The organism is Streptomyces torulosus (assembly GCF_001419765.1).
GTDB classification, from domain to species: Bacteria; Actinomycetota; Actinomycetes; order Streptomycetales; family Streptomycetaceae; genus Streptomyces; species Streptomyces torulosus.
Genome location: NZ_LIRK01000172.1, coordinates 1 through 7,645, shown reverse-complemented (window position 1 = coordinate 7,645; position 7,645 = coordinate 1). Strand labels below are relative to the sequence as shown.

The window sequence follows — 7,645 nt, the reverse complement described above, 5'->3', positions numbered from 1 at the left end:
GAGACGGGGGGCGAGTGCGGAGGGGGCGGGACCGGTGGCCGTCTCCTCGGGTGCGGCGGGTCGGGCCTCGGGGATGTCGTCCAGCAGATGGCTGGGCCGTCCGGAGGTGAAGACCTCCGCGAAGCGTTCCCAGTCGACGTCGGCGAGGATCACCGAGACCTCTCCGTCGGCGAGGACCGTGGCCAGCCCGGCGACGGCGGTCTCCGGGTCGATGACGGGCAGGCCGGTGGCGCGGAGCTGGTCGTAGATGGTGTCGGAGACCATGCCGCCGCCCGACCAGGGCCCCCAGGCCACGGACAGGGTGGGTACGCCGTCGGCGCTGCGCCGTTCGGCGCGCGCGTCGAGCACGGCGTTGCCCGCCGCGTAGACGGCGTGGTCGCCGGCGCCCCAGACGGCGGTGATGGAGGAGAAGTAGACGACGGCGTCCAGCTGGTCCGGGTCGAGGACCGCTTCGAGGTTCTCGATGCCGGTCACCTTGGCGCCGAGGACGGTGACCAGGTCCTCGAAGGGGGCCTCGGCGACGGGTCCGAGGACGCCCACGCCTGCGGCGTGCACGACGGCGCGGATCGGGTCGCCGTCGCGTTCAACCTCGGCGAGGGCGGTGGCCAGGGCGGCACGGTCGCCGGTGTCGCAGGCCAGCAGCGTGACCCGTACGTCGGTCTCCTCCAGCTCGGTCCGCAGCGCGTCGGCGCCGGGTGCGTCGGCGCCCCGCCTGCTGAGCAGCACGAGGTGCTCGGCGCCGTCCCGGGCGAGCCAGCGGGCGACGTGGGTGCCGAGGGCGCCGGTGCCGCCGGTGATGAGGACGGTGCCGCGCGGTGTCCAGCCGGGGTTGCCGTCGGCCGTGGGAGCGGCGTGCACCAGGCGCCGGGCGAGGACCCCGGAGGGCCGTACCGCGACCTGGTCCTCGCCGTCGGTGCCGGTGAGCGCGGCGAGGAGCCGGTCGGTGGCGGCCGGGTCGACGGTGGCGGGGAGGTCGACGAGACCGCCCCAGTGCTGGGGCAGTTCGACGGCCGCGGCGCGTCCCAGTGCCCAGACGGCGGCCTGCGCCGGATCGGCGGGCCCGGCGTCGTCGGCGGTGCCGACGGCACCCCGGGTCACGCACCACAGCGGGGCGGTCGTGTCGGTCCTGACGAGCGCCTGGAAGAGGGCGAGCGTGGTGGCGAGACCGGTGGGCACGACCGGATCCGCCGGGTGCGGTGTGGTGTCGGCGCCGGTCAGGGTCACCGCGGCGGTCGGCGCGATCTCACGGACACGTGCGGCGAGGGTGTCGGCGTCGTCGTCCGGCGCCACGATCAGGGTCACCGCCCGCTCGGCACGCTCCCGTACGGCGTCGGCCGCCGCGACGAGCCCCGGATCGTCCCGCAGCGCCTCCGGTACGGCGATGAGCCAGGTGCCCGGCAGTTCGGCGGGCGCCGGGGGCGGGTTCAGGGGATGCCAGTCGACGGTGTACCGCCACGCGTCGACCGTGCCGCGCCGGCGCCGGTCGCGACGCCAGGAGGAGAGGGCGGGCAGGACGGCGTGCAGCGCGGGTTCGTCGGCCGGCAGGTCCAGGGCGGCCGCGAGCGCGGTGACGTCCTGCTCCTCGACGGCCTGCCAGAACTCCTCGTGCGCCGGGTCGGTCACGGCCGCGCCCGGGAGCGTCTGCGGCCAGTGACGACGCCGCTGGAAGGCGTAGGTGGGCAGCTCGACCGGCTCACCGCCGGGCACAGCGGTGTCGCGATCGGCGTACGCCGGGGACCAGTCCACCCGTACGCCGCCGACGGCGAGTTCGGCGAGCGAGGCGAACATCCGGCCGGGACCGCCCTCGTCCCGACGCAATGTCCCGACCACCAGCGGCTCGACGTCCGCCTTCTCGACGGTCTCGGCGAGCGGGGCGAGGAGTACGGGGTGCGGGCTGACCTCGACGAAGACTCGATGACCGCCGTCGACCAGCTTCGTGACCGCCGATTCGAGCCGCACGGTGGAGCGCAGGTTCCGGTACCAGTACTCCGCGTCCAGCCCGCTCGTGTCGAGCCACTCGGCGGTGACCGTGGAGAGGAAGGGGATACGGGAGGCGGTCGGCCCCAAGTCGGCCAACAGCGCCAGGAGTTCGTCGTGGATCTGCTCGACGTGCGCGGAGTGCGAGGCGTAGTCCACCTCGACCCGCCGGGCGCGTGCGCCGCGCGCCTCCGCCTCGGCGATCACCTCGTCCAGACCCTCGGGCGTCCCGGCCACGACCACCGAGGACGGCCCGTTGACGGCGGCCACCTCCACCCGGCCGTCGGTCAGCGGCGTCAGCTCGCGGACGGCGTCAACGGGCAGTTGTACGGAGGCCATGCCGCCCTTCCCGGACAACGCCAGGATGGCTGTGGAACGCAACGCCACCACACGGGCGCCGTCGTCCAACGACAGGGCCCCGGCCACCACCGCAGCGGCGATCTCGCCCTGCGAGTGACCGACCACCGCCGCCGGCTCCACCCCGTACGACCGCCACACCTCCGCCAGCGACACCATCACCGCCCACAACACCGGCTGCACCACATCAACCCGACCCAACACAGCCTCATCGGACAGCACCTCACGCAGAGACCAGTCCACGAAAGCCGACAGCGCCTCCTCGCACTCCCCCATCCGCTCCGCGAACACCGGCGAAGCCTCCAACAGCTCCACCGCCATCCCCACCCACTGCGACCCCTGACCCGGAAACACGAACACGGGGCCCCGGCCCAGTGGTCGGGCCGTGCCGGTGACGACCTGCGGGGCGGTGGCCGTGTCGTCGGCGAGGGCGCGTACGCCGCTCAGCAGGTCGGCGCGGTCGGTGCCGATGACGACGGCCCGGTGTTCGAACAGTGAGCGACTGTCGAGCAGGGCCTTGCCGACGGTGGCCGGCGTGGTGTCGACGCCGGCCAGATGGTCCGCGAGGCGGGCGGCCTGGGCGCGCAGGGCCTCGGGGGTGCGTGCGGAGAGGAGCCAGGGGCGGACGACGGGGTGGTCGGCGCTCGTCGCTTCGCTCCGGCCGTCCTCCGCGTCCGCGGGCCGGTCGGGGTGCCCGCCGGTGAGCTGCGGGGCGTCCGTGGGGGCGTGTTCGAGGATGACGTGGGCGTTGGTGCCGCTCATGCCGAAGGAGGAGACTCCCGCCCGGCGGGGGCGGCCCGTGTCCGGCCAGGGCTGGTTCTCCGTGAGGAGCCGTACGGTGTCGGCGGACCAGTCGACCTGGCGGGTCGGCTCGTCCGCGTGCAAGGTGCGGGGCAGCAGGCCGTGGCGCAGGGCCAGCACCGTCTTGATCACGCCGCCGACCCCGGCCGCCGCCATGCTGTGGCCGATGTTGGACTTCAATGAGCCCAGGTACAGCGGCCGTTCGCGGTCCTGCCCGTACGTCGCGAGCAGGGCCTGTGCCTCGATCGGGTCGCCGAGGCGGGTGCCGGTGCCGTGGGCCTCCACGGCGTCCACGTCCGCCGGGGTGAGCCCGGCGCCGGCGAGTGCCTCCAGGATCACCCGTTCCTGGGAGGGGCCGTTGGGTGCCGTGAGCCCGTTGGAGGCGCCGTCCTGGTTCACGGCGGAGCCCTTCACCACCGCCAGCACGCGCCGTCCGTTGCGGCGGGCGTCCGACAGCCGCTCCAGCACGAGGACGCCCACGCCCTCGGCCCATCCGGTGCCGTCGGCCGCCTCGGAGAACGCCTTGCAGCGGCCGTCGGCGGCGAGGCCGCCCTGACGGGCGAACTCCAGGAAGCCGCCGATGGTGTTCATGACCGTGACACCGCCGGCGAGGGCGAGGTCGCACTCCCCCGTGCGCAGGGCCTGCCCGGCGAGGTGGAGGGCGACGAGGGAGGACGAGCACGCGGTGTCGACGGTGACGGCCGGACCCTCCAGACCGAGCGCGTAGGACACGCGTCCGGAGACGACGCTGCCCGCCGTGCCGGTCATGACGTGGCCCTCGGTCTCGGGAGTGGCGGCCAGGACGTCCGCGTAGTCGGAGCCGGCGATGCCGGCGAAGACTCCGGTGCGGCTGCCGCGCAGCGACAGCGGGTCGACACCGGCGCGTTCGACCGCCTCCCACGAGGTTTCGAGGAGCAGGCGCTGCTGCGGATCCATCGCGAGCGCCTCACGCGGGGAGATCCCGAAGAAGTCGGCGTCGAACTCGGCGGCGCCCCGGAGGAATCCGCCGGTCGTGGGGGTGACGCCGTCGAGGTTCCGCAGGGCGGAGAGGTCCCAGCCCCGGTCGCGGGGGAAGGCGGTGACCGCGTCGCGGCCCTCGGCGACCAGGCGCCACAGGTCCTCGGGGGTGGTGACGCCGCCGGGGTAGCGGCAGGCCATGCCGACGACGGCGAGGGGCTCGTCGGCGAAGCGGGCGCGGACGGCGGCACGGCGACCGGTGGGCTCGCCGTTCAGATGGGCGACGACGGCTTGCGGGGTCGGATGGTCGAAGACGAGGGTCGTGGGCAGTGCCAGACCCGTCTCCTCGGCGAGACGGTCACGGAACCGTACGGCGGACAGCGAGTCGAAGCCGAGGTCCTTGAACGCGCGGTCCGGGGGAACCGCGTCGAGTCCGGGGTGTCCGAGCACCGCGGCGGCCACCGCGCGCACCAGGTCCAGGTCGACGCCTCGGCCCCCGTCCGGGGCGGGCCTCGCTTCGGTGACGGCGGGCGTGGGGGCGGCGAGGAGCGGGCCGCCGGTGCCCGCCGTGGCCGGCAGCCAGAAGCGCTGCCGCCGGAAGGGGTACGTGGGCAGGTCCGGGCCGTCGCCGTCGGGGGCGTCGAGGACGGCGCTCCAGTCGACGTCGACCCCCCTGACGTGCAGTTCGCCGAGGGCGGTCAGCAGGGCGGTGGGCTCGTGGTGGCCGTGCGGGAGGGAGGGGACGAACGCCGGGCCCGCCTCGGGCAGGCAGTCGCGGGCCAGCACACTGAGGGCGCCGCCGGGCCCGATCTCCAGGCAGGCGGTGGTGCCGAGTGCGCCGAGCTGCCGGACACCGTCGTGGAAACGAACGGCCTCCCGGACGTGCCGCACCCAGTACTCGGGCGAGCGGAGCTCCTCGTCCGTGGCGAGGCGGCCGGTGACGTTGGAGACGACGGGGATGCGCGGCGGGTGGAAGGTGAGGCTCTCGGCGACCGCGCGGAACTCGTCGAGCATGGGCTCCATCAGCGGCGAGTGGAAGGCGTGGCTGACCTTCAGGCGCCGGGTCCGCAGGCCGCGTTCGGCGCACAGGGCCGCGGTGGCGTCGACCGCTTCGGCGGGGCCCGACAGCACGGTGGCCCGGGGGCCGTTGACGGCCGCCACGGCGAGCAGGCCGGTGGTGCCGGCCGCGTCGAGGAGGGCGGGCACCGCGTCCTCGGCGATCTCGACCGCGAGCATGGCGCCGCCGTCGGGGAGGGCCTGCATCAGGGTCGCGCGGGCGGCGACCAGGGTGCACGCGTCGTCGAGGGAGAGCACTCCGGACACATGGGCGGCGGCGAGTTCACCGATGGAGTGGCCGAGCAGATGGTCGGGGGTCAGCCCCCAGTGTTCGAGGAGCCGGAACAGGGCGACCTCGAACGCGAACAGGGCGCTCTGGGTGTAGGCGGTGCGGCCGAGCAGCTCCTCGGAGTCCAGCGCCTCGGCGAGCGGCCGCTCCAGGCGCGCGTCGAGCCTGGTCCCTACGGCGTCGAAGGCGGCGGCGAACACGGGGTACGTCGCGTGCAGTTCCCGGCCCATGCCGGCGCGCTGGGCGCCCTGGCCGGTGAAGAGGAACGCCAGCGGTCCGGGTGCCGTCGCCGTGCCGTGCACCGCGCGGGCGTCGGGGCGGCCCCCGGCGAGGGCGTCGAGGGCGGCGGTCAGCTCCGCGCGGCCGGTGCCGAACACCACGGCCCGGTGCGTGAACCGGGTGCGCCGGCCCGCGAGAGCGCGGGCCACGCCGCGCGGGTCCGGGGCTGCGTCACGGTCATCGCGGTCCGCGTCACGGTCATCGCGGTCCGCGTCGTCGGAGTCGGCGCGGCCGAGGTGGTCGCGGAGTCGCCCGGCCTGCGCCCGCAGCGCCTCGGTACCGCGGGCGGAGAGGAGCAGGGCCACGGGGGTGTCCGCCGCCGCGCCGGGCTGCGCCTCGGGGGACACGACGGGCCCGGGGGTGCCGGCCGCCTCGGTGGTCCCGGCGGCCCCGGGCGTCTCGGCCACCCCTGCCGTCCCGGTGGCCCCGGCGGTTACGGGAGCCCCGGCTGTCCCGGTGGTTCCGGTGACTTCGGCGTCGGGCGCCTGCTCCAGGACGACATGGGCGTTCGTCCCGCTGATCCCGAACGACGAGACCGCGGCCCGGCGGGGACGGCCGGTCTCCGGCCAGTGCCGTTCCTCGATCAGCAGTTCCACCGATCCGGCCGACCAGTCCACCTCGGGCGTCGGCTCGTCCACGTGCAGGGTGCGCGGCAGTACGCCGTGGCGCAGCGCCAGCACCGTCTTGATGATGCCGCCGACACCGGCCGCCGCCTGGGCGTGGCCGATGTTCGACTTCAACGAGCCCAGGTACAGGGGCTGTTCGCGGTCCTGGCCGTACGTGGCGAGCAGCGCCTGCGCCTCGACGGGGTCGCCGAGCCGCGTACCCGTTCCGTGCGCCTCGACGGCGTCGACCTGGGCGGGGCCGAGGCCGGCGTCGGTGAGGGCGGCGCGGATGACGCGTTGCTGGGAAGGGCCGTTGGGGGCGGTCAGGCCGTTGGAGGCGCCGTCCTGGTTCACCGCCGTACCCCGGACCACCGCCAGCACGCGGTGCCCGGCGCGGCGGGCGTCCGACAGCCGTTCCAGGACCAGGACGCCCACGCCCTCGGCCCACCCGGTGCCGTCCGCCGCCGCGGAGAACGCCTTGCAGCGGCCGTCCCCGGCGAGACCTCCCTGGAGCAGGAACTCCTCGTACAGGCCCGGCCGGGCCATCACGGCGGCACCGCCGACGAGGGCGAAGGAGCACTCTCCGGCGCGCAGGGCCCGTACCGCCAGGTGGAGCGCGACGAGGGAGGAGGAGCAGGCGGTGTCGACGGTCAGCGCCGGGCCCTCCAGGCCGTAGTGGTAGGCGAGCCGGCCGGAGGCGACGCTCGAGGTGGTGCCGGTGAGGACGTGCCCCTGGACCTCCCGCAGCGCCTCGTCGCCCTCGGGGCCGTACTTCTGGTCGGTCATGCCGACGAAGACGCCCCCGTCGGTGCCCTTCAGGGCCGCCGGGTCGAGGCCGGAGCGTTCGAACGCCTCCCAGGAGGTCTCCAGGAGGAGGCGCTGCTGCGGGTCCATGGCCAGCGCCTCGCGCGGGGAGACGCCGAAGAACTCGGCGTCGAACTCGGCGGCGTCGTGCAGGAATCCGCCTTCGAGGCGGACCCCCGCATCGGCCAGGCCGTCGGTGTGCCAGCCGCGGTCGGCGGGGAAGGCGCCGATGGCGTCGCGGCCCTCGCGCACCAGGTCCCACAGGGCCTCGGGGGTCTCCACGCCGCCGGGGAAGCGGCAGGCCATCGCGACGATCGCCACGGGTTCGCGTCGGCTTTCCTCCAGCTCGCGGAGCCTGCCACGGGTGCGCTGGAGGTCGGCGGTCACCCGCTTGAGGTAGTCAACAACCTTGTCGTCGTTCGCCACGGGCACTCCGATTCGAGCGTACGTACGGAAGAGGGATCTGGTGGGGTCCCGCGACGGGAGCCGATGAGGCCCCCGGCGGGGGTCGGGTCAGGGC

At 75.1% G+C, this 7,645-nt stretch carries 1 protein-coding gene; it reads right to left on the bottom strand.

Annotation, left to right across the window (positions count from 1 at the left end; all coding sequences use genetic code 11):
• A partial coding sequence (locus tag AOK23_RS12425) for a type I polyketide synthase (protein WP_157878012.1) occupies positions 1-7,551 on the bottom strand: 7,551 nt, incomplete at its 3' end.
• Positions 7,552-7,645: the final 94 nt, after the last annotated feature.